The organism is Microbacterium sp. F2 (assembly GCF_052274505.1).
Classification (GTDB): domain Bacteria; phylum Actinomycetota; class Actinomycetes; order Actinomycetales; family Microbacteriaceae; genus Microbacterium.
In genome coordinates this window covers 112,306-135,094 of the sequence record NZ_JBNVBV010000004.1, presented here as the reverse complement: position 1 = coordinate 135,094, position 22,789 = coordinate 112,306, and the positions used below count along the sequence as shown (strand labels likewise).

Genomic DNA, 22,789 nt, shown 5'->3' with positions numbered 1-22,789 from the left:
CGCATATCCGACGCCATGACGGCGGCGGTCACAGATGTATCAACGCTCAGGAGGAGCATGCCGGCTACGGCAACCGCCGCTCAGCGGCGCAAGAGATCCTCGTCCGCGCGCCGCGACGACGAGGCCCCGATCATCCCGATCCTCGCGCGCAAGGTGCGCGAGGTCGAGGCAAAGGCACAGCGCGGCAAGCTCGGGCCCACCAACCGTGTGAAGTTCCAGGTGATCGCGTTCCTGGTTCGTGAGGAGCGTGCCCGCGTGAAGGCCGACTCGTCTATCGCGGATGCCGCGCGCGCCGAGCTGCTCAAGCGTCTTGACGGCGTCGCGACGATCCTCGCCAAGACCGCTGCGCGGGACACGTCCCTCATCCAGCTGCTCGAGGTCGATCAGGCGACATCGCCCGTGGCCCGTCGCATGCGCCGTGACTGGCTGCTCGAATCGGGCGCGGAACTTCCGCCGGACGAACTGATCATCACCGATACCCCGGCTCCCGCGCAGCAGGTCGTGCCCGCTGCGCTCGCCGAGCGCCAGGTGGTGCCGGCCTCGATCGAGGCGCGACAGATGGCTAACCCGTTCCTCGCTCCGGATCTGACAGTCCGGGCTCCTCGGGACACCCCCCGGCGCCGCTTGGACGGGTGGGAGCTCATGGGCCCCTTGTACAAGGCGTTCGAGACCGGTGCCGGAGGTGCGGCGGCATCCATGGAGCTCCCGCCGGTTCCCGAATTCGATCGGCTCTCGCCGCGCGGACTCGAGATCATGCCCCACCAGTCACGCTTCCTGGAATCGGTCCGCGAGGGGCACCGCACGTTCCTCCTAGCCGACGAGCCGGGCCTCGGCAAGACTGCGCAGTCGGTGCTCGCGGCATCCGTCGCCGGCGCCTACCCGCTGCTTGCCGTCGTGCCCAACGTCGTCAAGATGAACTGGGCTCGCGAGGTGGAGCGGTGGACGCCGCACCGCCGCGCAACGGTCATCTCGGGCGACGGTGAGGACCTGGATGCCTTCGCCGACGTCTTCATCGTCAACTACGAGATTCTCGACCGGCACCTGTCATGGCTCGGTTCGATCGGGCTGAAGGGCATGGTCGTTGACGAAGCCCACTTCATCAAGAACCTCACGTCGCAGCGCTCGCAGAACGTGCTCGCGCTGGCCAGTCGCATCAAGGAGCAGGTGCACAATCCGCTGCTGCTCGCGCTGACCGGAACGCCGCTGATCAACGACGTCGAAGACTTCGATGCCATTTGGCGCTTCCTCGGCTGGACGACCGGCGACAAGCCCGGTGCGGAGCTGATGGCCAAGCTCGATGAGACGGGGCTCACCCCGGCAGACAAGGCTTTCTATCCCGAAGCGCGCTCCGCCGTCATCTCGATGGGGATCGTGCGGCGCAAGAAGAAGGATGTCGCCGCAGACCTTCCCGACAAGCTCATCGCCGACCTGCCGGTCGAGCTCGACGACGAGTATGGGCGCTCGATCCGCCAGGCCGAGCGCGAGCTCGGTGAGCGTCTGGCAGCCAAATACCGGCGCATCATCGACGCGCGCGGCGATCGGGGACTTGCCCCCGGCGAGATCGACGGCGACATCGTCCGGCTCGTGGCTGAGGGCGAACTCGAAGAGTCGAAGGCCGCCGGTTCCGGCAGCGAGAACGTCTTCACGATGGTCCGGCGTATCGGCCAGGCCAAGGCCACTGTCGCTGCCGACTACGCAGCGCAATTGCAGCGGTCGGTCGGCAAGGTCGTGTTCTTCGCGAAGCACATCGATGTCATGGATGCTGCCGAGCGCCACTTCGCTCAGGCGGGCCTTCGGACCGTCTCGATCCGCGGCGAGCAGACCACGGCAGCACGGCAACAGGCGATCGACGCTTTCAACGAGGACGCCCATGTCGCGATCGCGGTGTGTTCGCTCACGGCGGCCGGTGTCGGACTGAACCTGCAGGCGGCGTCGAACGTCGTTCTCGCGGAGCTCAGCTGGACGGCTGCCGAGCAGACGCAGGCGATCGACCGCGTGCACCGCATCGGACAGGACGAGCCGGTCACGGCGTGGCGGATCATCGCGGCGCACACGATCGACACGAAGATCGCCGAACTGATCGACACCAAACAGGGTCTCGCGCTGCGTGCCCTCGACGGTGAGGCTGTCGACCCGGCATCGAGCGACTCCGTGCAGCTCGCGGCGCTCATGCACCTGCTGCGGCAGGCGCTGGGCGAGGTCGACTAAACGCCGCGCACCATCCCCACGGGGGCTCGCCGAGTAATCACGGCGGCCCGGGGATGGATGCCGCGGGGCGTGGACGCTAGTGTCGGTGGAGGCAACGTCGCCACCTTGCATCCGGAAACACCAACAGGGACGGCACATGAGAATCGGCATCCTCACCAGCGGCGGCGACTGCCCCGGTCTGAACGCGGTCATCCGCGGCGTGGTCCTCAAGGGCACGACGGCGTACGGGCTCGATTTTGTCGGCATCCGTGACGGATGGCGCGGCGTCGTCGACGGCGACTTCTTCCCCCTCTCGCGCCACGACGTGAAGGGCCTGTCGAAGGTCGGCGGCACGATCCTCGGCACCAGCCGCACCAACCCGTATGAGGGGCCGCGAGGGGGCGCCGAGAACATCGCTCGGACGCTCGAGGATGCCGGTATCGACGGCATCCTGGCGATCGGCGGTGAGGGCACGCTCGCGGCAGCCGACCGCCTCTGGAAGGACGGCATCAACGTCCTGGGTGTCCCGAAGACGATCGACAACGACCTGCGCGCTACCGACTACTCGTTCGGGTTCGATACCGCAGTGAACATCGCCACCGACGCCATGGACCGCCTTCGCACGACCGGCGATTCGCACCAGCGGTGTATGGTCGCCGAGGTCATGGGGCGCCACGTCGGATGGATCGCCCTGCACGCAGGCATCGCGGCGGGGGCGCACGTGATCTGCATCCCCGAGGTGCCGATGTCGATCGACGAGATCTGCCGGCAGGTCACGAGCGCCCACGATCGCGGGCGCGCGCCTCTGGTCGTGGTGTCGGAGGGATTCACCATCACGGGCATGGATGAGGCGCACAGCCACAAGGGCCTGGACGCGTTCAACCGTCCCCGACTGGGCGGTATCGGTGAACTCATCGCCCCCGAGATCGAGCGCATCACGGGAATCGAGACGCGTGCAACGGTGCTTGGCCACATCCAGCGCGGCGGATCGCCCTCCGCGTTCGACCGCGTCCTCGCGACACGCCTCGGTCTGCACGCTGCCGACGCGCTCGTCGACGGTGCGTGGGGTCAGATGGTCGCGATGCGCGGAACCGATATCGTCCGCGTTTCGTTCGAAGAGGCGCTGGGCGAGTTGAACACCGTTCCGCTCTACCGCTACGAGGAAGCCGCCGCCCTCTTCGGCTGATTGGCTGCTCGCGGCATCCGCCTGCGCGCACGACTCCGCTCGCGCACGAGCGTAGGACGTCTTCGGAGCGTAGGACGTGTTGACGTCGATTCGTCCTACCCTGGGGATTTCTCCTGCGTCAGGTTCACGCGCAGCATTCCTCCCCGGCGGGCGTGTCGGGCGCGGCATCCACGGTTGTGCGCATCGGTCCGTTCGCGCCGGGTGCGCGCGCAAGAGTCAACGGATGCGGAGCGTGGATGATGTGGTGCGATGGCTCGACCGACGCGGCGGCGTCGCGCACTCGCGATCGGTCGCCGCGGCAGGCTTTACTGTGCACGTCGTCCGTGTTGCTGTCGCGTCAGGGGCCGTTGAGCGAGTACGTCGGAGCTGGCTCGTGCTCCCGGGCAGTGCCTCGGCTCGACGCGCAGCTGCGACGGCTGGTGGACGTCTCACCTGCCTGAGTGCAGCCTCGGCGTTGGGATTGTGGACTCCGCTCCACGACGAGGTTCATATCGCGGTAGCGCGAACGGCGTCCCGCGTCCGTGTGCCCGGGGTGCGGCTGCACTGGGGCAGCGGCCCCGCACCTACCTCGACGATTCAGACGGACGAGCCGTTGGTCAACGTGCTGTTCCACGTCGCGCGCTGCGTGCCGCTCGCTGACGCGGCAGCGGTGTGGGAGTCGGCGCTGCGCAGCGGCCGCGCGGATCGGCGCGTGCTGGAACGCGTCCAGTGGGGGAGTGAGCGCGCCCGGCGGCTGGCATCGGTCGCTTCACGGCTGTCGGACTCGGGTATCGAAACCCACTTCATCCATCTGATGCGCAACATCGAGGTAACGGTCGCGCAGCAGGTCTGGGTGGACGGGCATCCGTTGGACGGACTGATCGGTGATCGGCTCGCCGTCCAGCTCGACGGGTTCGCCCATCACCAGGCATCCGATCGCCGCCGGGATCTTCGGGCTGACGCCCGACGCGCCCTGCGAGGGTTCACCGTCCTGCGCTTCGACTACCACCAGGTCCTGTTCCAGCCGGAGTACGTGACGGCGACGGTGACGGATGCCATCGCCCAGGGCCTCCACCGGCACCCGCTCGTATCGCGCAGGTAGGAGAAATCACCGAGGTAGGAGGTGTTGGCGTGGAACCGTCCTACGCCGGTGATTTTGCCTACCTGCGTGAGGGGCCGGGGTGTGACGCGGGATCAGTCCTGCGCAACCCCGAGGACGTCGAAGATCCACGCGAGTTCGTAGGCTCGCTCGCGCCACGAGTTGTAGCGTCCACTGACGCCACCGTGCCCCGCCGACATCTCGCACTTCAGCAGCGCATCGGCGCCTACCTCGCGGAGTCGGGCGACCCACTTGGCAGGCTCCACGTACATAACGCGGGTGTCGTTGAGTGAGGTGACCGCAAGGATCCGCGGGTAGTCGACGCCGTCGCGGACGTTCTCGTAGGGCGTGTAACCCTTCATGTACGCGTAGACGTCGGCATCGTCGAGCGGATTGCCCCACTCGTCCCACTCGATCACCGTCAGCGGCAGCGACGGATCGAGGATGGTCGTCAACGCATCGACGAACGGAACGACAGCCAGGATGCCGGCGAACAGCTCCGGAGCGATGTTGGCTACCGCACCCATGAGCAAGCCGCCGGCGCTGCCGCCCTCGGCAACGAGATGATCCGCGTCCGTGTAGCCGTTGTGGACCAGGTGGCGGGCTGCCGCGACAAAATCGGTGAAGGTGTTGCGCTTGCTCAGCAGCTTGCCGTCCTCGTACCAGCTGCGCCCCATCTCGCCGCCGCCGCGCACATGGGCGACAGCGAACACGACGCCGCGGTCGAGCTCCGAGAGTCGCGCGATCGAGAACGCTGGATCGATGGAGTGCTCATACGATCCGTAGCCGTACAGGTGCAGCGGGCGAGGTTTCTCGCCGGGCTCGCCGAACGAGCGTCGCCACACCAGGGATACGGGGATCCGCGTGCCGTCTTTTGCGAGGGCCCAGACGCGGCGCTGACCATAGTCGGCAGGGTCGTAGCCGCCGAGCACCGGCTGTTGCTTGCGGATGCGGCGCTCGTCGGTGGCGACGACGAGGTCGACCACCGTCGAGGGCGTCACGAACGATCCGAACGCGATTCGGATCATCGGCGGTGCCCACTCGGGGTTTCCCGCTGTCCCGACGTCGTACAGTTCCTCATCGAAGACGATCTCGGTGGGCGTCGCCGTGGCATAGTCGAACGTCGCGAGCCGAGAGAGCCCATCGCGCCGGTAGCCCAGCACTGCCCAGTCGCGGAAGGTCGAGATGCCGAGCAGGCGCCGACCGGGCTGATGCGCGATCACGACCTCGCGCTCACCCTGCGGGTCGTCGGCGCGAACCCGCACGAGCTCGAAATCGAGCGCGCCGTCATTGTGCAGAATGTAGAGCACGTCTTCACCGTTCACGATCGCGTGGGAGCTCGAGTACTCCACGCCCTCCCGTCGCGGCCACACGACGCGGGGCTCTCCCGACAGGTCGTCGGCATCCATCAGCCACTCTTCCGAGGTGATGGAGGAGCCGAGTTCGATGACCAGGTAGCGGTCGCTGCGCGTGAATCCCGCGCCGACCCAGTACCGGTCATCGGGTTCGTGGAAGAGCGTGCGGTCCTCGGATGTCGCGGTGCCGACCTCGTGGAGCCACACGGTGTCGGGTCGCCAGGCCTCGTCGACCGTCGTGTAGACGATGTGGTGGCCGTCGGGGGAGAAGCTTGCTCCCGCGAACGTGTCGGGGATCTCGTCCGGCAGCAGTTCGCCGGTCTCGAGGTCGCGCACACGGATCGTGTACCGCTCGTCACCGAGGGTATCGACGGCATAGAGCAACCTCGTCGCATCGGTGGAGACCTCGAAGCTGCCGAGGGCGAAGAAGTCATGCCCCTCGGCTTCGCGGTTGGCATCGAGCAGCACTTGCTCGCCCGGAACAGCGGCGTCGGGGGAGAGGACCGGCGGATCCCAGTCCTCCGGCGAGGCCAAGGGCGCTCGGCAATGGATGCCATACTGCTGCCCTTCGACGGAGCGGGTGTAGTACCACCACTGTCCGCGACGCACCGGCACCGACATGTCGGTCTCGAGTGTGCGCGAACGAATCTCCTCGAAGATCTGGTCGCGAAGCGGTGCAAGGTGGGCGGTGCGTGCCTCGGTGAAGGCGTTCTCTGCCTCGAGGTGGGCGCGAACGTCGGCGTCATCCTTCGCGCGGAGCCATTCGTAGGGATCCTTGACCTCGTCACCATGATGCGAACGCAGGACGGGGCGGCGGGCGGCGCGGGGTGCTTCAGGGACGGATGTCACCCGACCCACGCTAGTCGAGAGGGCCGCGTCGCCGGTGCGACGTATGCTGGCGACATGGCTTCGGCTCCCGTGCGTTTCGGTCAGTATCCGCCCGCACTGCGGACGATCGTGCACCTGAGCGACACCCACTTCCTCGACAGTGATCGGCGCCTCGGCGGGCGATTCGACACCGAAGCGAACCTCGGCCAGACCCTGCACAAAGTGCGGAGCCTCGGCATCCGTCCCGACGCGATCGTCGTTACCGGCGACCTCACGGACGAGGGTGAGGCCGGCGCCTACCGTGACCTGCGTGCGCTCCTGGAGCCCCTCGCCCAGGAGCTCGAGGCCCCGTTGGTTTGGGTGGCGGGCAACCACGACGAGCGCCCGGCGCTTCGCGAGCAGTTGTTGGATGCCGAACCGACGCAAGAGCCGGTGACCGGCGTCTGGGATCTTGGCGGGCTGCGCCTCATCGCCCTCGACACCTCGGTGCCCGGTTGGCATCACGGCGACCTCGACGAGGCCCAGCTTCGGTGGCTCCACGAGCAGCTCGCGACCCCCGCGCCGCTCGGGACGCTCCTCGCGATGCACCACCCGCCGATTCCGTCTCACTTGCCCTTCTTCGACATCCTCGAGCTACGTGACCAGCAGCGGCTCGCCGAGGTCATCGCGGGCACCGATGTTCGCGGCATCCTCGCCGGTCATCTGCACTACTCGACGAGCGCGACCTTCGCGGGCATCCCCGTGTCTGTCTCGGCAGCCACCTGTTACACCATGGATCTCGCCCGGCCCGCGCATCAAGTCAACGGCATGGATGCCGGGCAGTCCTTCCACCTCGTACACGTGTATGAGGCGACGATCACGCACGCCGTCGTGCCGGTCGTCGACGCCGACACCGGCGACTACTTCTCCGAGGAGTGGATCGAACGGATGGCGGCACTCACCCCCCACGAGCGCCTCGAGGCCTTCTCTCGAAAGCGCTCATGAACGGCAGGAACTATGACGCACCACACGGCCGCTCCGGCGCGCACTGAAACTGATTCTCTGGGGTCGATGGAGATCCCGGCTGACGCGTATTGGGGCATCCATACCGCCCGCGCGCTCGAGAACTTCCCGATCTCACGACGCCCGATTTCGGTCTACGCCGACCTCGTCCGCGCCCTCGCGATGGTCAAGCAGGCGGCGGCTCGAGCCAACGCCGAGATCGGCGTTCTCGATCGCGAGAAGGCGTCGCTCATCGACCGAGCCTCGCAGCTGGTTATCGACGGTCAGTTCCACGACCAGTTCGTGGTCGGGGTGGTTCAGGGCGGTGCGGGAACCTCGACGAACATGAACGCGAATGAGGTCATCACCAACATCGCGTTGGAGCTAGCCGGCAGGCCCAAGGGCGACTACGCGTTCCTCTCGCCGATCGACGACACCAACCGCAGCCAGTCCACCAATGACGTCTATCCGACGGCCATCAAGGTCGGTTTGAGCCTGGATCTGCGGACACTCTTGGAAGAGCTCGATCTGCTGCGTCAGTCGTTCCTTCGCAAGGCGACGGAGTTCCATGACGTTCTGAAGGTCGGCAGGACCCAGCTGCAGGATGCCGTCCCCATGACTCTCGGGCAGGAGTTCCACGGCTTTGCGACCACCCTGGGCCAGGACTATCAGCGGCTCACCGAGAACGCGCATCTGCTCTTCGAGGTCAACCTCGGTGCGACGGCGATCGGCACCGGGATCACCGCCCACCCCGACTATGCGGCGGCGGTGCTGCGTCATCTTCGCGAGATCACGGGGCTGGACCTGGAGACCGCATCCGACCTCGTCGAGTCGACCAGCGACACGGGGGCGTTCATGTCGTTCTCGGCATCCCTGAAGCGCAACGCCATCAAGCTCTCGAAGATCTCAAACGACCTGCGTCTGCTCTCGTCGGGCCCGCAGGCGGGGCTCGGTGAGATCTCGCTGCCCGCGCGCCAGGCGGGATCCAGCATCATGCCCGGCAAGGTGAACCCCGTCATCCCGGAGGTCGTCAATCAGGTGGCCTTCGCGGTAGCCGGCGCGGACCTGACCGTCACGATGGCCGTCGAGGGCGGTCAGCTGCAGCTGAATGCCTTCGAGCCGATCATCGCTCACTCGATCTTCCAATCGATCACCTGGATGCGACGCGCTATGCGGACGCTGCGCGTGAACTGCGTCGATGGCATCGCCGCCAATCGCGAGCGTCTCGCGGCGTCGGTCGGAGCCTCGGTCGGTGTCGTGACCGCGCTGACACCGTTCATCGGCTACGCGGCCGCTGCAGCACTGGCCAAGTCTGCTCTGGTGTCTGGCCGTAACATCGCTGATCTGGTGGTGGAGGGTGGACTCATGTCGCGCGACGAAGTGACCAAGCAGCTCTCACCCGAGCGGCTCTCGGGACTTCAGGCCGTGACCGCCGCGATGCCGATCATCGGGTTCGAGACCGCTCCCACGGGAGACACCGACCTGTAATACGGAGCCACCGCATTGCGGAAGCTGGGAATATGCCGCTAGATTGCGGCGAGGTCGCTCAATGGCGTGCGACCACCCCTCACCCGCAATGGACGCAAGGAGTCGCCCATGTCCGATTCACCCGCCTACCAGCCTGCTCCGCAGGCACCCGCCGGCGCGCCGGCAGTCGTGCCCGGCAAGACGCTCGGCATCGTCGCACTGATCCTCGCCTTCTTCTTCCAGCTCCTCGGCCTGATCCTCGGGATCGTCGCGCTGAATCAGAGCAAGGGATCGGGCTACAGCAACGCCCCCGCGAAGTGGGCGATCTGGCTGAGCATCATCTTCATGGTGCTGGGCATCGTCATCGCGATCATCGTCGTGTCGACGGCGTCGGTGGTCGTCTACTCGAACTGACCGATCAACAACGACGCACTGCCGGATCAGTCGATGATCCGGCAGTGCGTTTTCAGTTCCCCGATGCCTTCGACGCCGACAGTCACCGTCGAGCGGTCGCGAAGGAACACCTGCGGATCCCGCGAATAGCCAGCACCGCCCGGGCTGCCGGTTGAGATGAGGGTTCCCGGCAGCAGGGTGACGGATGCCGACAAATGCGCGATCAGCGTCGACACGGGCCTGACCATCTGGCTCGTGGAGGCATCCTGGAGCGTGTGTCCGTCCAGGACCGTCCAGATGCGCAGATCCTGCGGGTCGGGGATCTCGTCGGCTGTCACGGCAACGGGGCCGACCGGGGTGAAGCCGTCGAACGACTTACAGCGCGACCACTGCGCCTCAGCGAACTGGATGTCACGCGCTGTGATGTCGTTGACGACGGTGTACCCCCAGACATGATCAAGGGCCGATTCGGGTGTCACGTCCTTCGCAGGCCGGCCGATGATCACTCCGAGCTCGGCCTCATAGTCCACCGACTCGCTGAGTGTGCGCGGCCAGCTCGTCGTGCCGTCGTGCCCTGCCAGGGAGTTCGGCCACAGCACGAACACTGTCGGCGCCGTATCGGTCTTCAGCCCCAGTTCGCTGGAGTGCGCCGCATAGTTCAGGCCGACGGCGAGGATGACGGGTGGCTGCGGTACAGCGGGCCCGTAGACCGCGCCGTCAAGGGCAAGACGGGGAGCTGTCGATGCCGCCTCGCGAACCCGATCGAGCAGCTCATCGCCGCCCTCGATGAGCTCGTTGAGGGTGACCGGCGCCCCGTCGAAGAGCAGCGACACCACGGCTGCCCCGTCATCATCGACAGTGACGAGCTGCGGCGTGGCCGACCCGGGGAGGGAAACATGGGCGAAGCGCATTCACCCACGCTAGCGCTGAACAAAGACTCAGCGCCCGGTGCCGCGGCGATGCCTGCGAGTCGAAATCCGGGCGCTGAGTTGAACTAGTATCAGCTTCTCGCCGCATCCGCGCGCTGTCAAGAGCCCCCGTGCGATGGTCCTCAGCGACCGATGTCCGATCCGATCTCCCACGGCGCGATGGGCGAGAAAGTGAGGATCCAGGCTTCGATGTCTTGCATCAGCCCGGTCGCGATGAGGATGCCGACGACGATGAACAGGATGCCCAGTCCCCGCCGGAACCAGCCGTGCGGGTCAGCTGCCCAGCGCATCCGGCGGACGGCGCGCTGCCCGGCCAGGGCGATCACGAGCAGTACTGCCATGAGCCCCACGACGTAGGCGCCGAGCAACGCCAGCCCTCGTGCCGGCTCCGCGGGGAGCACCGTCACGATCACATACGCGAAGAGAGGGCTGCACGAGGTGAACACGGGGCCGAGCGCAGCGCCGGTGAGGATCGCGCCGAGGGTTCCACCGCGGCGGTGGGCGGCGTCCAGGTTCCGCGCGGAGGCGCCGGTCAGTCCGGTGCGCTGGGAGATACGGTCCCACGCTGCGGGGAACACCGAGAAGAGGCCGAGGACGATGAGCAGGATGCCGCTGGCGATCTGCCACACCTGGGTGGGGATGTCGATGAGCGCTGTGGTCGCTCGCAGCAGCAGCGTGAAGACCGTGACACTCGCTCCGAGCGACAGGGTGATGATGATGGCGCGGCGGGTGGCATCGCGGTTCGATGCGCCCTGCAAGGAGCCGCCCACGATGATCGGCAAGAGCGTGAGCGAGCAGGGAGCGAGCGTCGTCAGAGCTCCGGCCAGCAGTGCGCCAGCCATCGCGGTGATCATCCGGCGTTCGCCTGCGCCTTGATGTCTTCGCCGGTGACCGAGCCCGTCCACTTCGCGAGCTGTGTGCCGTCGGCGCTGACCTGCACGAACGTGTGCTGCTGAGTGATTCCGTACTCTCGCTTGAGATCGGTGGCGGTGTCGTAGTCAATCTTTACGACGGTGAGCCCGTCCGGGACCCCGGCGGTGGTGAGAGATTCTTCGGTCGCGCGGCAGCTTGGACACCAGTCGGCGTGGAAGAAGTAGACAACTGCAGTGTCGGCGCGGTCGGCCATCTGGTTCTGGTACTCCTCGAGAGTGAGGTAGGCGCCGGCGGTCATCGCATCGGCTGACATGTCGTCCATCGGCTCGCTCGTGGTCATCTCGTCCGCGGAGCCGACCGACATCTCGTCGTCCATGTGGGTCGATGACGGCGTTGCTGGCGCGCCGGTTGACGTCGGGGTTGCGCAGGCGGTCAGCGAGAGGCCAGCGACGAGGATCAGTGCGGCGGCAGTGGTGGATGAGCGGCGCATGAGGACTCCTGTGCTCGGTCGGAAGATCATCGGTGAGCCTCAGTCAAGGGGACGGCGAGGCCTCTCGCCACGAAAGCGCGGCGCTTGTCACGGGTCCGTACGAACTGCCGCAACCTGCCGGGCGGCCCGAGCTAGGACTGACCCGAGGCGTCGCCCTTATCTGCCGGCAGCCGCAGGCTCACGGTGCAGCCGTCTGCTGGGGCTGTCCCGACGATCGTCACGGCCCCGCCGTGAGCTCGGGCTACCTCGTCGGCGATCGCAAGGCCGAGGCCCATTCCGCTGCCGGATCGGGCCGCGTCCCCGCGCCATCCGGGTTCGAGAAGGTGTGGCAGATCGCCTGCCGGTATGCCGCCGCAGCCGTCTGTGACCGAAACCACGGCCCAGGCGTCTGCCCGTGTCGTCGTGAGCAGCACGCGACCTCCCGCGGGGGTGTGCTGCACGGCGTTTCTGATGATGTTCGTGACGGCGCGGGTGATTTCACGGACCTCGACCTCGACGACGTCGCCGCCAAGGGCCGCCGCTTCGATGTGCACGCCCTGGGCGGCTGCCAGCGGTGAGACGGAGGCAACGGCGTCCGACACGATGTCATCGAGCGCTGCCGTCGTGATTTCACGTCTGCTCTGACCGTGAAGCCGCGAAAGTTCCACGATGTCGTCGACCATCGCGTCGAGTCGGTCGACTTCGCGCACGATGCGCGCGGGCGGGTCGTCGGGCGAGCCGTCCTCTGCGACAGACTCCGCCAATGCCCGGATGCCGGCAAGCGGCGTCCGCAGGTCGTGGGAGAGCCAGCGGACAGTCTCTCGTCGGGAGTCTTCGACCTCACGCGCGCGCTGTCTGTCGGCGCGCTCGGCGGCTGCGTCCCGCTCGACCGCGCGCGCCCGCCGGGCAAGGACGAGGCCGACAAGGAGGGCAAGGGGGGCGCAGGCGGCCAGCACGATGAGCAGCGTCTGGGACGTGTGATCGTCGATGAGCATCTGTCGAGTCGCGACAGCAACACCGGCGGCGAGCGAGGCGACCACGACGAACGGCGCTGCGATGGCAGCCACGACCGGCCGGGAGCGGGGGAGTGCCGCCACGATCGCCGTACCCGCCAGCCCGACGCCTGCCGTGGTCAGGATCGACAGGAGCACCGCGTTCTCGTCCGGGGTCACGTCGCGCCCCCCGACTCCGCCGCATCCCAGCGATATCCCTTGCCGAACACCGTCGCCAACCGGGTCGGGCGGGAGGCTTCGGACTCGACTTTTTCGCGGAGGCGCCGCACGTGCACCGTTACGGTCGAGGGATCTCCGACGTTCCAGCCCCAGACCTCGCGGATGAGATCTTCGCGGCTGTGAACGACTCCCGGGTGCTGCAGGAACCACACCAGGAGATCGAACTCGCGCGCTGTGAGAGCCAGGGCTTCCTCGTTCCGGAGAGCGCGGCCGGCGGCGACCTCGACGCGGAGATCGCCGTCGACGAGGATGTCGGGTGTTTCAGGGGGAGCGGTGGTGACCCGGCGCAGCAGGGAACGGATGCGTAGATCGAGTTCCCGCAGGCTGAAAGGCTTCGTGATGTAGTCGTCGGCTCCCGCGAGCAGCCCCTGAACCCGTTCGTGCTCCTGCGTGCGCGCCGTCACCATGATGAGGGGAAGGTCGCGCCGCATCGCGCGCAGTCTTCGCGTGACCTCGAACCCGCTCGAGCCCGGGAGCATCAGGTCGAGCAGCACGAGGTCGACGCCGGACTCGGCGAATCGCGCAACTGCTGCGTCGCCGTCGGCAACCGCTACCACATCGTGCCCGGCGCGGGTCAGGTAAGCGGCGACAGTTTCGCGCATCGTCCGGTCATCTTCGACCAGCATCAGGCGCACCACGGCCCCACTATAGGCATCCGGTCGTCTCGCGACACCCGCGGGGGCGGAGTCGTCAGGAGTTCGTAATCACCACCGCAATCGACAGTGCGTCCCTCCGGATGCTCGGCGTCGTACCGGTCGTGGCGGCGCCGCATTGCGCGCCGCGACCGGCTCTGGTGGGATGGTGAGCATGACTGATGACCGCACCAAGCCCGACATCGACGCCCCGCAGGGCCCCGCTCCCTCCGAACTCGTCATCCGTGACCTCATCGTGGGTGAGGGAGCCGAGGCGAAGCCGGGCGACAGCGTCACCGTGCACTACGTCGGCGTCGAGTACGACTCGGGTGAGGAGTTCGACTCGTCGTGGAACCGCGGTGAGAGCATCCAGTTCCCGCTCCGCGGACTCATCCAGGGCTGGCAGGACGGGATTCCGGGGATGCGTGAGGGCGGTCGCCGCGAATTGGTGATCCCGCCTCACCTGGCGTACGGCCCCGCCGGTGGCCACTTCCTGGGCGGCAAGACCCTCATTTTCATCATCGACCTCGTCTCGGTCGGCTGAGTATTTCTGACTTTTCGCACGGCGGCGGATGCTTCGGCATCCGCCGCCGTTTCGTCGCTGCGATGACCGGGAGATGACGCGCTCGCAAATTTTTCCATTCACGGGAATAGAGCGCCCGAGCTGCGGTGTTGGGGCTCTTGTCGCCGCGTGGCGGCCCAGAGAACTCCCGAGGAGAGAGCATGACCGAAACGACAACCGTCGAGATCCCCGGCTACCGCGTCGGCACGTGGCAGCTTGATGCGTCGCACAGCGAGGTCCACTTCACCGTCCGGCACATGATGATCTCGAAGGTGCGCGGCACCTTCGGTGTCAAGAGCGCGACGTTCGTGACTCCCGCAAACCCGCTCGAGACCACCGTGACCGCGTCGGTCGATGTGACCTCGGTCGACACGAAGGATGAGGGCCGCGACAAGCACCTCGCCTCGGCGGACTTCTTCGACGCCGAGAAGTACCCCACGATGGACTTCGTCTCGACCGGTGTGCGCATCGAGAACGGCGACTTCTTCGTCGACGGTGACCTCACGATCCGCGGCATCACCAAGCCCGTGACCTTCGAGGTCGAGTTCGGTGGCTTCGGCAATGACCCGTGGGGCAACTACAAGGCCGGCGCAACGGCCAAGGCTGTCATCAACCGCGAGGACTTCGGCCTCACGTGGAACGCCGCGCTCGAGACCGGTGGCGTGCTCGTGGGCAAGGACGTGACGATCGAGCTCGATCTTCAGGGCGCGCTCCAGGCCGACTGAGGCAACGCACGACCTTTCAGTGGGGCGGATGCTGCGGCATCCGCCCCACCGTCGTTTGCGGCGAGCCTGATCAGGGGACGGGGTTGTCGGCGTCGTACGCGCGGAACCCGGGACTCACGCGCACGAGGGTGGTCACGATCGCCAGAATCAGCAGTCCGCCGAGGAGCGGTGGGAACCAGAGAGTCGTGAACGTCGCAAGGGTTCCGGCGTAGAGCGCGCCCACTCGGGGTCCGCCGGCGACGACGACGATGAAGATGCCCTGCAGGCGCCCGCGGATAGCGTCGGGGACGGCCGATTGCATCATGGTCGACCGATAGATCGCGCTGACGTTGTCGGCCCCGCCCGCCACGGCTAGAACGAGGACCGCCGCGATGAGCAGCCCGACGCGAGGAGCTAGTTCTGCGCCACCGGTCGTGCCACTCGTGAGCGCCGCGATCAGCAGCACGATGCCGAACGCACCGATAGCGACGCCGTAGACGAGGATCGCGCGTTCGATCCCCAGGCCGTGTCTGCGGTAGCGCCCAATGCGCCCCGAGAGCAGGCTCGAGACGAACGCGCCCGCGGCGAAGGCCGCAGTAAGAACGCCAGTCGTGATAGCGCCGCCGCCCAGGAGCACTGCCCCGATCGCCGGGAAGAGGGCGAGCGGCTGCCCGAAGGTCATCGCAGTGATGTCGAGGATGTATTGCAGGCGGATGTTGGCAGCGCGTCGGAGAAATGCGACGCCGTCGCGCAGGGACTCGAGTCCTGGTCGGACGATCTCGCCTTCGGGGACGATGCGAGGGAGGGTCCACAGCCCGAGGAAGAGGGAGGTCATCAAAACCACGTCGGCCGAGTAGGTCCACGCGTAGCCGACCGTCGCGACCAGTATGCCGGCCAAAGCGGGTCCAGCCATCACCATGATCCCGACGGTGATCCCCTGCAGTGCTGCGGCAGCCGGAAGGAGTTGCCGGGGGAGCAATCGGGGAACGATCGCTGAGCGCGTGGCGAGTACCACCGAGTTCGCGGCGGAGTTGACGATGCTGAGCGCGTAGAGCGACCACACCGACTCGAGCTGGGTCCACGCGAGGATCGCGAGCAGAGCGGTAGAGGCGAAGGTGATGGATGCCGCCAGCAGCGCGACCAGGCGCCGGTCGAAGGCGTCGGCGAGCATTCCGCCGTAGAGTCCTGCCGCGACCATCGGGACAAGCCCGACGACGGCGATCATGGAGACGGCGAAGGTGCTCTGCGTGAGGTCGTAGACGTGGAGCATGACCGCGACGATCGTGAGCTGCCCGCCAAGGCCTGCCAGGGTCGACCCGATCCACAGCCGCGCGAAGGCGGGGCTTGCGCGGAAGGGGCGGAGATCAAGGAACTGGTCGCGCGAGAGCCGCGCCATCACAGGTCGACCTCGACCTGTTTGACGCGCGCCGAATGTCCCCGAACGATCGAGACCCGGCTCGGCGAGGTGCCGAAGTGTTCTGCCAGCACCCGGGGGAGAGCGGCGTTGGCCTCGCCTTCGTGTGCCGGTTCCCGCAGATACACGACGAGATCGGATCCCACCGTCTCGACCAGGGGACCGCGCCGGCTCCCGGGCTTTGTCCGGACGGTGATGCGCACCCGACGAGGCTACTCTGCGCACGCGCTCGCAGGCTCTGGCTCGGGCTGGTAGAGTTGTTCGGTTGCCGTTAGATCGGCCGCGGAGAAAGAGAGCTCGCACAGCAGGTGACGGGCACCGCGCAACGAAGAGAGAGGGGATCGTTCTATGGCACTGGAAGCAGAGACCAAGAAGGCGATCATCGAAGAGTACGCAACGCACCCCGGTGACACCGGATCCCCCGAGGTGCAGGTCGCGCTCATGACGCAGCGCATCAAAGACCTCACCGAGCACCTCAAGGAGCACAAGCACGACCACCACTCGCGTCGTGGCCTGTTCCTGCTCGTGGGTCAGCGCCGTCGTCTGCTCGGCTACCTCCAGGACATCGACATCGAGCGTTACCGCAAGCTGATCGAGCGTCTCGGGCTTCGCCGCTAAGCGCGAACCGCGTCCATCGCTTTCTCGAAGGGTCGTCCCACGGTGTGGGGCGGCCCTTCGTCATTGACGGGTGCGGGCGGGAATTGCTCAGCCGACGGCGGGGGAGTAGTCTCTCGGATGGCTTAGGTAAGCCTTACCGAATCGTTCCGAGGATCCGCGTGCTCGCTAGCTTTCTCATCGGCCTTCGCGAAGGCCTCGAAGCCGCCCTCGTTATCGGCATCCTGGTGGCCTATCTGACGCAGCTGAAGCGTCGCGACGTGCTGCCGCGCTTGTGGTTGGGAGTCGGGGGTGCGATCGCGCTGGCCCTTGCTATCGGAGCATTCTTCACGTTCGGTGCTTATGCGTTGACGTTCGAAGCACAGGAGATCATCGGGGGCCTGCTGTCGCTGGTCGCCGTGGCGATGGTCACGTGGATGATCTTCTGGATGCAGGCCCACGCGCGGACACTCGCCGGGGGACTACGCAGCGGCGTCGACCGGGCGATCGCGACCGGGGGACTGTGGGGAATCGTCGTTCTGGGCTTTGTGTCGGTCGCTCGCGAGGGCGTGGAGACGACTCTTCTGCTCTGGTCGATGGTGCAGTCGTTCGGAAACGCGCCCGAGTCGCTCGCCGGCGCCGTTCTCGGCATCCTCTGTGCCGCGGCGCTTGGCTGGCTCGTTGCCCGCGGGATGCTACGCCTGAACCTCCGGCTGTTCTTCACCTGGACCGGCGCCTTCTTGATCCTTGTCGCCGCTGGCGTCCTGGCCTACGGGATCGGCGACCTGCAGGAGGCCGGGGTGCTCCCGGGTCCCACCACGGCTCTCGCACCCATCGATGCGGCAGGGGCGGTGGCCCGCGGATGGGCGGGATTCCCCTTCGGCTGGGCGTTCGATCTCACCGGCATCCTCGACCCCACGAGCCCGGGCGCCGTCATCCTGCAGGCGACCATCGGCTTCACCGCCCGCATGAGTTGGCTCCAAGTGATCGCATGGGTGCTCTACGTTGCGGTCGTCGGCACGGTGTTTCTTGTCCGCGCGTTCCCCGCACGCCCGCGTCCCGCGGCGACCCCGACGGACGCTGCCGACTCGAGCCTTCTTTCGTCCGCAGTCAGTCCCCACAGCAAGGAGACCCATGAACACCCTCTCTCGTAGTCTGGCCCTGGTCGCCGTGACCGCAGCCGGTTCGCTCGTGCTCGCCGGATGCGTCGTACGGGCCGACCAGGCAGGCGGCGACGCGATCACCGTCACCTCGACGGAGGACTCCTGCGAGATCTCCTCGGCCAGTGCGGCCAGCGGCACGCTGAACTTCGCGGTGACGAACGCGGGGTCGGAAACCACCGAGTTCTACCTGCTCGCCAGTGACGGACTCCGGATCGTCGGGGAGGTCGAGAACATCGCGCCCGGTGCGTCCCGGACGCTCACCGTTCTCACCCAGCCCGGCGATTACTACACGCTGTGCAAGCCCGGAATGATCGGCGACGGTGTCGGCCGAGCAGCATTCACGGTGACCGGAGATTCCGTGGCGGTGGATGGCGAGGATGCTGAGCTCAAGCAGCAGGCGGTCGATCTCTACGCGGCATTCGTGAAAGACCAGGTCGGTCAGCTCGTGCCGGCTGTCGACGAGTTCGTCGCTGCCTATGTGGCGGGCGACGACGAGACAGCGAAGCAGATGTTCCCGCAGGTCCGTGCGTATTACGAGCGCATTGAGCCGGTTGCCGAGGCGCTCGGCGACTTGGACCCGCGTATCGACTACCGGGAGGTCGACGCGGTCGCGGAGGGGCTCGACTGGACGGGGTTCCACCGCATCGAGAAGGATCTCTGGGTGCCAGCATCCGATGCTCTCAACTCCGATGGTGTGACCCCGGCATGGCAGGACTGGGAGCCATCGACGCCCGAGCAGAGGGCGGAATTCGGTGACCTGCTGATCGCCGATGTGCAGGAGCTGTACGACTATGTGCACGGCAACGAGTTCATCGACGCGCTTGAGTCGCAGGGCATCGCGGGCATCTCCAACGGCGCCATCGCACTGCTCGATGAGGTGGCGACCGGCAAGATCAGCGGCGAGGAGGACTGGTGGTCGGGAACCGATCTGTACGACTTCGCCGCCAACGTCGAGGGGTCGAAGATGGCGTTTTCGCTCGTGCGTGACTTCGCCGTCTCAAGTGGCCCCGACGGTGAGCAACTCGTCGCCCAGATCGACGAGGGTTACGCGCAGCTGGAAGCGGAGCTGGCAACCTTCGGGTCGCTACAGGACGGCTTCGTCTCCTACAGCACCCTGACGGATGCCGACACCCGTGCTCTCTCGGATCGCATCAACGCCCTAGCCGAGCCGCTGTCGCAGCTCACGGTGACCGTGCTGCAATGAGCGAAGAACCGGCATCCGAAACGCCGCGGGCGGGCCTGAGCAGGCGAGGTCTGCTGGGGCTCGCGCTCGGCGCTGGTGCGGCGGGCGTCGCGGTTGGTGCCGGAGCGGCATCGGCCATCGCGCTGACGCGGCCGGATGCCGCGTCAGTCGCCGACACCCACCAGTTCTATGGCGCCCACCCGGCGGGCATCACCACCGACGTGCAAGACCACCTGCACTTTGCTGCGTTCGACGTGATGGAGGGCGCTTCACGGCAAGATCTCGTCGAACTCCTGCAGGACTGGAGTTACGCGGCGGCACGTATGATGCTCGGTTTGGAAGTCAGCGCGACCGGTGCTGTCGGCGGTTCGCCCGAAGCCCCGCCCGACGATACGGGCGAGGCGCTCGGACTTCCCGCCAGCAACCTCACGATCACGATCGGCTTCGGCCCAACGTTGTTCAGCACGGCCGAGGGGGTCGATCGTTTCGGTCTGGCGTCACTGGCACCGGGCTCGCTCGCCGCGCTCCCTCCGTTCCTCGGCGACGACCTCGACCCCGGTCACACCGGGGGAGACCTGTGCGTTCAGGCGTGCGCCGATGATCCGCAGGTGGCGGTGCATGCCGTGCGCAACCTCAGTCGCATCGCTTTCGGGCGCGCGCGGCTTCGGTGGTCGCAGCTGGGGTACGGGCGAACCTCGCGCACATCGGCGACAAGCAAGACTCCCCGGAATCTCTTCGGCTTCAAGGACGGCACCGCCAACATCCTCGCGGATGACACGGCAGCCCTCGACGAGCACGTGTGGGTGTCCGCCAACGACGGACCGACATGGCTCGCGGGGGGCTCGTATCTCGTGGCGCGCAAGATCGCCATGAAGATCGAGACGTGGGATCGCGTGCGCCTGGCGGAGCAGGAGCGCGTCACCGGGCGCGCGAAGGGAACCGGGGCTCCCCTCAGTGGCGGTGACGAATTCGCGCCGCCCGACTTTGCGGCATCCGGTGCGGCGGGGCTCGCGATCGATCCGCGTTCGCACGTCTCCCGGGCCCATCCGGCCAACAACGGCGGGATCCGGATGCTGCGGCGCGGATACAACTACGTCGACGGCAATACGGCGCTGGGACGCCTCGATGCCGGACTGTTCTTCCTCGGTTACGTGCGCTCGCCGGATCGATTCATCACGGTGCAGCGCTCGGTGGCGACGGATCTGATGATGGAGTACGTCACGACCGTGGGCTCGGGCATCTGGGCAGTGCCTCCAGCGCCGAGTGAGGGATCTTTCGTCGGCGCGGGGCTGTTCTCCTAGCGGCGAATGCTGCCTGTGTGGGGAGGGCTGGAGTAGTCTCGGGCGTCGATGACGCTTACCGATGACGCCCGCGAGCGGGACGCGGCGATTCCCGATCTCGACTGGCGGGTCTTTCCCGCCGGCACTGTGCGTGACCACTTCTCTGCGCCGAGCGGGAGGCTCGCGCGGGTGGGTCTCGGAAGCGGTGCACGCGGTCGTGTCGTGCTCTTCCCGGGTGTGACGGGGTCCAAAGAGGACTTCACCCTCATGTTGCCGCTGCTCGCTGAGGCCGGCTACCGCGTGGAGGCTTACGATCTCGCTGGGCAGTATGAGTCACGGGATGCCGGTCCCGAGAACCTCGATCCGCCCCGCGCCCGCTACGACTATCCGCTGTTCATCAATGACCTGACCGCCGTCCTCGAGAGCGGGCCGCGAGCGCACGTCCTCGGGTATTCGTTCGCGGGACTCGTGTCGCAGCTGATCGTCGCTGCGCGGCCGGAGCTGTTTTCCTCGCTCACGCTGTTGTCGACGCCGCCGGCGACCGGACAAGTGTTCCGGGGGGTGAAGCGGATCGGCCGCTTCAGCAGTCTCGCGGGCCCGCGAAGCGGCGCATCCCTCATGCTGTGGGGCATCCGTAACAACTTGAACCGGGTCCCCCCGCAACGCATCGCCTTCGTTCGTGAGCGGTTCGCTCTCACCCGACGAGAAAGTGTCGATCACATCGTCGGGCTCATGATGCGGATGCCGGACGTCGCCGATGCGGTGCGCGCAGCATCCGTGCCCACGCTCGTCGCGACGGGCGCCCACGACCTGTGGCCGACCGAGCAGTATCTGTCGTACGCGCAGAGCATCGGTGCGCAGGTGGCGGTCTACGAGACGGGACACAGTCCCTGTGAAACAGCACCGCACCAACTGGTGCGCGACATGCTCGCGATGTTCGCCGAGATAGACGGCCCCATGGATCGGTGAGGTCTCGAGGCCGGCGGGAATAGATTCGACGCGGTCGCGTTACACGAGATACATTCACTTGCATAGATCGGCCGCACACCCCGCGACCGGGACCGGAGAGCACGATGAGCCAGATGCAGTTCGGGATCTTCACCGTCAGCGACATCACGGAAGACCCCACGACAGGTCACACCCCCAGCGAGGCCGAGCGGATCCGCGCGACGCTGCAGATCGCCAAGCACGCCGAGGAGGTGGGGCTGGATGTCTTCGCCCTCGGCGAGCATCACAACCCGCCGTTCTGGTCGTCCTCGCCGACGACGACGCTCGCCTACATCGCAGGCCAAACCGAGCGCATTCTGCTCTCGACCGCCACGACACTCATCACCACCAACGACCCCGTGAAGATCGCCGAAGACTATGCGATGCTTCAGCACGTCTCGGGCGGACGGGCGGACCTCATCCTCGGACGCGGTAACACCGGCCCCGTGTACCCCTGGTTCGGCAAGGACATCCGTCAGGGCCTGAACCTCGCCGTCGAGAACTACGCCCTGCTCCACCGGCTGTGGCGTGAGGATGTCGTCGACTGGCAGGGTCAATTCCGCACGCCGCTGCAGGGTTTCACCTCGACGCCGCGCCCGCTCGATGGCGTGCCGCCCTTCGTCTGGCACGGCTCGATCCGCACTCCCGAAATCGCCGAGCAGGCCGCCTACTACGGCGACGGGTTCTTCGCGAACAACATCTTCTGGCCCAAGGAGCACTTCCAGCGGCTGGTCGCCCTCTACCGTGAGCGGTTCGAGCACTACGGGCACGGCACTCAGGAGCAGGCGATTGTCGGGCTCGGTGGGCAGGTTTACATGCACCGCAACTCTCAGGAGGCGGTCCGCGAATTCCGTCCGTACTTCGACAACGCGCCGGTCTACGGCAATGGACCGAGCCTGGAGGACTTCACCGAGATGACGCCGCTGACGGTGGGTTCGCCGCAGCAGGTCATCGATCGGTACGCGGCGATGCGGGAGCACTTCGGTGACTACCAGCGCCAGATGTTCCTGATCGACCACGCGGGTCTGCCCCTCAAGGCCGTCCTCGAGCAACTCGACATCCTCGGCGGTGAGGTCGTACCGGTGCTCCGCAAGGAGCTCGCGAAGGATCGTCCGGAAGGCGTCGCTGACGCTCCGACTCACGAGAGCCTGGTGGTAGCGGCCGGGGGCGCGCGCGAGGCTCGGCCGCGGCCCAACCGCGGCGACAACGTCACCGGCGGTTCCCCGTACCGTGACAGCGCGCCGCTGGCGGGTGCCGCATTCGGTGCCGCAGCGACACGTCAGGGGGCGTGA

The 22,789-nt window shown here is 66.9% G+C and carries 22 protein-coding genes; 14 read left to right on the top strand and 8 right to left on the bottom strand.

Features of this window, described 5'->3' with window-relative positions; all coding sequences use genetic code 11:
- Positions 1-57 precede the first annotated feature (57 nt).
- From ACQVDU_RS09645 to ACQVDU_RS09635, 3 genes are all read left to right on the top strand, one after another.
- Complete coding sequence (locus ACQVDU_RS09645; protein WP_443476991.1) at positions 58-2,208, top strand: DEAD/DEAH box helicase; 2,151 nt, start codon at positions 58-60, stop codon at positions 2,206-2,208.
- A 136-nt stretch (positions 2,209-2,344) separates the two neighbouring features.
- The gene (locus ACQVDU_RS09640) at positions 2,345-3,373 is read left to right on the top strand and encodes a 6-phosphofructokinase (RefSeq protein ID WP_292712005.1); all 1,029 of its coding nucleotides are present in this window, start codon (positions 2,345-2,347) and stop codon (positions 3,371-3,373) included.
- A 223-nt stretch (positions 3,374-3,596) separates the two neighbouring features.
- Positions 3,597-4,454, top strand: a complete 858-nt coding sequence (locus tag ACQVDU_RS09635; protein ID WP_300591977.1) for a DUF559 domain-containing protein — start codon at positions 3,597-3,599, stop codon at positions 4,452-4,454.
- 92 nt (positions 4,455-4,546) lie between these two features.
- Here the strand turns inward: ACQVDU_RS09635 and ACQVDU_RS09630 are convergent, their stop codons facing one another.
- A complete protein-coding gene (locus ACQVDU_RS09630; RefSeq protein WP_443476990.1) occupies positions 4,547-6,655 on the bottom strand; it encodes a S9 family peptidase in 2,109 nt (702 codons plus the stop codon).
- 54 nt (positions 6,656-6,709) lie between these two features.
- Between ACQVDU_RS09630 and ACQVDU_RS09625 the strand changes: the two genes are divergently transcribed.
- The 3 genes from ACQVDU_RS09625 (at position 6,710) to ACQVDU_RS09615 (ending at position 9,496) form a co-directional block, all read left to right on the top strand.
- On the top strand, positions 6,710-7,618 hold the full coding sequence (locus ACQVDU_RS09625) for a phosphodiesterase (protein ID WP_300591981.1): 909 nt from the start codon (positions 6,710-6,712) through the stop codon (positions 7,616-7,618).
- 12 nt (positions 7,619-7,630) lie between these two features.
- Positions 7,631-9,103 carry an aspartate ammonia-lyase gene (locus ACQVDU_RS09620; protein ID WP_300591983.1) on the top strand — a complete coding sequence of 491 codons (1,473 nt, stop codon included), beginning with the start codon at positions 7,631-7,633 and terminating at the stop codon, positions 9,101-9,103.
- A gap of 108 nt (positions 9,104-9,211) precedes the next feature.
- Positions 9,212-9,496 (top strand): hypothetical protein, encoded by a 285-nt coding sequence (locus tag ACQVDU_RS09615; RefSeq protein WP_300591984.1) that lies wholly within the window; start codon positions 9,212-9,214, stop codon positions 9,494-9,496.
- Positions 9,497-9,522: 26 nt separating this feature from the next.
- On the opposite strand, the gene ACQVDU_RS09610 is transcribed toward ACQVDU_RS09615, so the two are convergent.
- The 5 genes from ACQVDU_RS09610 to ACQVDU_RS09590 form a co-directional block, all read right to left on the bottom strand.
- Complete coding sequence (locus tag ACQVDU_RS09610) at positions 9,523-10,386, bottom strand: fumarylacetoacetate hydrolase family protein (protein WP_443476989.1); 864 nt, start codon at positions 10,384-10,386, stop codon at positions 9,523-9,525.
- A 140-nt stretch (positions 10,387-10,526) separates the two neighbouring features.
- Positions 10,527-11,246, bottom strand: coding sequence for a cytochrome c biogenesis CcdA family protein (locus ACQVDU_RS09605; protein ID WP_443476988.1), 720 nt, complete (start codon positions 11,244-11,246; stop codon positions 10,527-10,529).
- 8 nt (positions 11,247-11,254) lie between these two features.
- A complete protein-coding gene (locus ACQVDU_RS09600) occupies positions 11,255-11,767 on the bottom strand; it encodes a thioredoxin family protein (protein WP_300590481.1) in 513 nt (170 codons plus the stop codon).
- A 131-nt stretch (positions 11,768-11,898) separates the two neighbouring features.
- Positions 11,899-12,918: a sensor histidine kinase gene (locus tag ACQVDU_RS09595; RefSeq protein ID WP_300590480.1), complete on the bottom strand. Its 1,020-nt coding sequence runs from the start codon at positions 12,916-12,918 to the stop codon at positions 11,899-11,901.
- Positions 12,915-13,616: a response regulator transcription factor gene (locus tag ACQVDU_RS09590; RefSeq protein ID WP_443476987.1), complete on the bottom strand. Its 702-nt coding sequence runs from the start codon at positions 13,614-13,616 to the stop codon at positions 12,915-12,917. The genes ACQVDU_RS09595 and ACQVDU_RS09590 overlap by 4 nt, the downstream gene beginning before the upstream one ends.
- A gap of 169 nt (positions 13,617-13,785) precedes the next feature.
- Between ACQVDU_RS09590 and ACQVDU_RS09585 the strand changes: the two genes are divergently transcribed.
- Positions 13,786-14,154, top strand: coding sequence for an FKBP-type peptidyl-prolyl cis-trans isomerase (locus ACQVDU_RS09585; RefSeq protein ID WP_292712016.1), 369 nt, complete (start codon positions 13,786-13,788; stop codon positions 14,152-14,154).
- A 179-nt stretch (positions 14,155-14,333) separates the two neighbouring features.
- Entirely contained in the window at positions 14,334-14,897 is a 564-nt protein-coding gene (locus ACQVDU_RS09580; protein WP_300590478.1) for a YceI family protein, read from the top strand.
- Positions 14,898-14,967: 70 nt separating this feature from the next.
- Here the strand turns inward: ACQVDU_RS09580 and ACQVDU_RS09575 are convergent, their stop codons facing one another.
- Positions 14,968-16,272 carry an MFS transporter gene (locus tag ACQVDU_RS09575; protein ID WP_300590485.1) on the bottom strand — a complete coding sequence of 435 codons (1,305 nt, stop codon included), beginning with the start codon at positions 16,270-16,272 and terminating at the stop codon, positions 14,968-14,970.
- Complete coding sequence (locus ACQVDU_RS09570) at positions 16,272-16,493, bottom strand: DUF167 domain-containing protein (protein WP_300590477.1); 222 nt, start codon at positions 16,491-16,493, stop codon at positions 16,272-16,274. Before ACQVDU_RS09570 ends, ACQVDU_RS09575 begins: the two co-directional genes overlap by 1 nt.
- Before the next feature lie 145 nt (positions 16,494-16,638).
- Here ACQVDU_RS09570 and rpsO point away from each other — a divergent pair, with 145 nt between their 5' ends.
- The 6 genes from rpsO (at position 16,639) to ACQVDU_RS09540 (ending at position 22,789) form a co-directional block, all read left to right on the top strand.
- Complete coding sequence (gene rpsO, locus ACQVDU_RS09565) at positions 16,639-16,908, top strand: 30S ribosomal protein S15 (protein WP_228177722.1); 270 nt, start codon at positions 16,639-16,641, stop codon at positions 16,906-16,908.
- A gap of 158 nt (positions 16,909-17,066) precedes the next feature.
- Positions 17,067-18,038, top strand: coding sequence for an iron uptake transporter permease EfeU (gene efeU / locus ACQVDU_RS09560; RefSeq protein ID WP_443476986.1), 972 nt, complete (start codon positions 17,067-17,069; stop codon positions 18,036-18,038).
- Positions 18,019-19,251 carry an iron uptake system protein EfeO gene (efeO, locus tag ACQVDU_RS09555; protein WP_300591139.1) on the top strand — a complete coding sequence of 411 codons (1,233 nt, stop codon included), beginning with the start codon at positions 18,019-18,021 and terminating at the stop codon, positions 19,249-19,251. The genes efeU and efeO overlap by 20 nt, the downstream gene beginning before the upstream one ends.
- On the top strand, positions 19,248-20,531 hold the full coding sequence (locus ACQVDU_RS09550) for a Dyp-type peroxidase (protein ID WP_300591140.1): 1,284 nt from the start codon (positions 19,248-19,250) through the stop codon (positions 20,529-20,531). Before efeO ends, ACQVDU_RS09550 begins: the two co-directional genes overlap by 4 nt.
- Positions 20,532-20,579: 48 nt before the next feature.
- Positions 20,580-21,479, top strand: a complete 900-nt coding sequence (locus ACQVDU_RS09545) for an alpha/beta fold hydrolase (RefSeq protein ID WP_443476985.1) — start codon at positions 20,580-20,582, stop codon at positions 21,477-21,479.
- 113 nt (positions 21,480-21,592) lie between these two features.
- The gene (locus ACQVDU_RS09540) at positions 21,593-22,789 is read left to right on the top strand and encodes an LLM class flavin-dependent oxidoreductase (protein WP_443477046.1); all 1,197 of its coding nucleotides are present in this window, start codon (positions 21,593-21,595) and stop codon (positions 22,787-22,789) included.

Bases quoted from the DNA above. Each gene is read 5' to 3' on its own strand.
- ACQVDU_RS09645 (WP_443476991.1), top strand. From the start codon at position 58: ATGCCGGCTACGGCAACCGCCGCTCAGCGGCGCAAGAGATCCTCGTCC.
- ACQVDU_RS09640 (WP_292712005.1), top strand. From the start codon at position 2,345: ATGAGAATCGGCATCCTCACCAGCGGCGGCGACTGCCCCGGTCTGAAC.
- ACQVDU_RS09635 (WP_300591977.1), top strand. From the start codon at position 3,597: ATGCGGAGCGTGGATGATGTGGTGCGATGGCTCGACCGACGCGGCGGC.
- ACQVDU_RS09625 (WP_300591981.1), top strand. From the start codon at position 6,710: ATGGCTTCGGCTCCCGTGCGTTTCGGTCAGTATCCGCCCGCACTGCGG.
- ACQVDU_RS09620 (WP_300591983.1), top strand. From the start codon at position 7,631: ATGACGCACCACACGGCCGCTCCGGCGCGCACTGAAACTGATTCTCTG.
- ACQVDU_RS09615 (WP_300591984.1), top strand. From the start codon at position 9,212: ATGTCCGATTCACCCGCCTACCAGCCTGCTCCGCAGGCACCCGCCGGC.
- ACQVDU_RS09610 (WP_443476989.1), bottom strand. From the start codon at position 10,386: ATGCGCTTCGCCCATGTTTCCCTCCCCGGGTCGGCCACGCCGCAGCTC.
- ACQVDU_RS09605 (WP_443476988.1), bottom strand. From the start codon at position 11,246: ATGGCTGGCGCACTGCTGGCCGGAGCTCTGACGACGCTCGCTCCCTGC.
- ACQVDU_RS09600 (WP_300590481.1), bottom strand. From the start codon at position 11,767: ATGCGCCGCTCATCCACCACTGCCGCCGCACTGATCCTCGTCGCTGGC.
- ACQVDU_RS09585 (WP_292712016.1), top strand. From the start codon at position 13,786: ATGACTGATGACCGCACCAAGCCCGACATCGACGCCCCGCAGGGCCCC.
- ACQVDU_RS09580 (WP_300590478.1), top strand. From the start codon at position 14,334: ATGACCGAAACGACAACCGTCGAGATCCCCGGCTACCGCGTCGGCACG.
- ACQVDU_RS09575 (WP_300590485.1), bottom strand. From the start codon at position 16,272: ATGGCGCGGCTCTCGCGCGACCAGTTCCTTGATCTCCGCCCCTTCCGC.
- rpsO (WP_228177722.1), top strand. From the start codon at position 16,639: ATGGCACTGGAAGCAGAGACCAAGAAGGCGATCATCGAAGAGTACGCA.
- efeO (WP_300591139.1), top strand. From the start codon at position 18,019: ATGAACACCCTCTCTCGTAGTCTGGCCCTGGTCGCCGTGACCGCAGCC.
- ACQVDU_RS09550 (WP_300591140.1), top strand. From the start codon at position 19,248: ATGAGCGAAGAACCGGCATCCGAAACGCCGCGGGCGGGCCTGAGCAGG.
- ACQVDU_RS09545 (WP_443476985.1), top strand. From the start codon at position 20,580: ATGACGCTTACCGATGACGCCCGCGAGCGGGACGCGGCGATTCCCGAT.
- ACQVDU_RS09540 (WP_443477046.1), top strand. From the start codon at position 21,593: ATGCAGTTCGGGATCTTCACCGTCAGCGACATCACGGAAGACCCCACG.